The sequence below is a fragment of the Paracoccus simplex genome, from assembly GCF_042648325.1.
GTDB lineage: Bacteria > Pseudomonadota > Alphaproteobacteria > Rhodobacterales > Rhodobacteraceae > Paracoccus > Paracoccus simplex.
This window is the reverse complement of record NZ_JBHRXE010000067.1, coordinates 26,465-28,415: the sequence shown is the minus strand read 5'-3', so window position 1 is coordinate 28,415 and position 1,951 is coordinate 26,465. Positions and strand designations below refer to the sequence as shown.

2 protein-coding genes are annotated in these 1,951 nt (G+C 59.5%); one reads left to right on the top strand and one right to left on the bottom strand.

Annotation, left to right across the window (positions count from 1 at the left end; all coding sequences use genetic code 11):
• Window positions 1-373 precede the first annotated feature (373 nt).
• The gene (locus tag ACFOMP_RS19670; protein ID WP_058099360.1) at window positions 374-1,051 is read right to left on the bottom strand and encodes a TetR/AcrR family transcriptional regulator; all 678 of its coding nucleotides are present in this window, start codon (window positions 1,049-1,051) and stop codon (window positions 374-376) included.
• 65 nt (window positions 1,052-1,116) lie between these two features.
• Between ACFOMP_RS19670 and ACFOMP_RS19665 the strand changes: the two genes are divergently transcribed.
• Complete coding sequence (locus tag ACFOMP_RS19665) at window positions 1,117-1,836, top strand: SDR family oxidoreductase (RefSeq protein WP_058099361.1); 720 nt, start codon at window positions 1,117-1,119, stop codon at window positions 1,834-1,836.
• Window positions 1,837-1,951 lie beyond the last annotated feature (115 nt).

Sequence of the window (1,951 nt, the reverse complement as noted above, 5' to 3'; positions counted from 1 at the left end):
AAGGCAATGCCTTACGACCATTTGCTCAATCAGAGCAGACGGCCTTCACCGCAGGCGTACGTTGCGGTCGCCACCGACGAGATCTCACAACACCCAAAATTACGGCTTCCTATGCCTGCTATGCCGGGGCACCTCCGCTCACCGACTTGCATGATAGATGCCATGTTGCGAGAAACTCCATCGACGCGTTGGGCGGGCATGGGACTACCTCCAGTCCACCGGCCCCACCCTTCTTCGGTCATGCCGACCACGAGACTGTATCACGTTTCGGGCCAAGACGGGCATCGTCGGCCTGAGTGCGCATGGATGCAGGTGCGAACGCCTGCTCGCGACAAATGGCCGACGAGGTCCGTCATGCCAATGCGGATCGCACCTACTGTAGCGTGCGTTGGCGCAAAGAGTCCTTTGCGGTCATTTGTATCCGATGCTGGAAGCTGATCAGCCAGGCACAACACATATCGGTCAGGCTGGCCTTCAGCGCCGTAATTTGTTCCATGCCCAGCTGGCGCTCAAAGGCGTTGCGCACGGCTCCGTAGACCACGGTGGTCAGGGTCAGGTTGATCTCTGCGGCATGCTCCGGCGGCAGATCCGAAGCCTGACGAAACATCTTCGTCGTTGCTGCATCGACCCGCGTTGCGAAAGCCTGCATCAACTCACTGTTGTCGAGCGCCGCAACTGAACGATAAAGGGCTTGCGTCAGATCGGCCCGCTCGGTCTTGGTGGTCCAATAGGTCTCAATCAGCGCAGAGACCATTTTTGATGCGGGTTGGCCCGCCATGAGGGAGCAGGTTCCTTCAACACGTTCTGCCAAGGTGTTGAGGTAACGCTCGTTCAACGCGATGATCAGCGCCTGCTTGTTCGGGAAATACTGATACATCGTCCCGACCGATACGCCCGCGCGCTCGGACACGCGCGTTGTCGTGAGGCGCGCCAGACCCTCGGCCAGCAAAACCTGAATGGTCGCCTCGAAAATCGCGTCCACGGTCACGCGCGAGCGGCGTTGCACGGGTGTTTTACGGGGCTTGGACCATTGCGATACTTGGGGTGGCATATGCGAATCCAAAACCTGAAAACTCCTTCATATATTGTTCGCAGAGCTATGAAGGGAACACAAAAATGGCAGAGAACCGCATTGCGCTCGTGACCGGCGCCAACAAGGGCATCGGGTTGGAGATATCCCGCAAGCTGGCGCAAGCCGGTGTTCATGTGCTGATTGGCAGCCGTGACAAAGCACGTGGAGACGAGGCCGCCGCCGTTCTGGCGCGGGATGGGCTGACCGCAAAGGCGGTTTTGCTGGACCTCGACAGGCCAGAGACCATTGCCGACACGGCCGAAGCCATCGCTGCCGATTACGGCCGTCTGGATATTCTGGTCAACAACGCGGGCATCTTCGATTTTGCTGACGCGACACCCAGCAAAGCCTCAATAGACGCCGTGCGGCGCGTGATGGAGGTCAACTTCATCGGCGCACTGGCTGTCACGCAAGCGATGCTCCCGTTGCTGCGCGCCGCGCCTGAAGCGCGGATCGTGAACCTATCGAGCGCGCTTGGGTCGCTGACGATGAACGCCGATCCCACCTCGCCCTACTATTCACAGCAGTTCATCGGTTACAACGCCTCGAAGGCGGCACTGAACATGTTGACGATCCAGCTGCATGAAGAGTTGCGGGGCACGAAGATCAAAGTGAACTCGATCAGCCCCGGTTTCGTGAAAACCGACCTGACCGGCTATGGCACGATGACCCCCGAAGAAGGCGCGAGGCTTCCGGCGGAATATGCGCTGAACGCTAAAAGCAGCGGTGGCTTTGTAGAGCCGGACGGAAGATCGCCGTGGTAATGGGAGTGGGACGGGGCGGAGTTACTGCTTCGTCCCGCAGAGCAGACCGTGACCCGACGATCTCGCCGCGCCAAGCACGAACGTCTGGTATAGGGATGCTGCAAGGCGGCGCCAG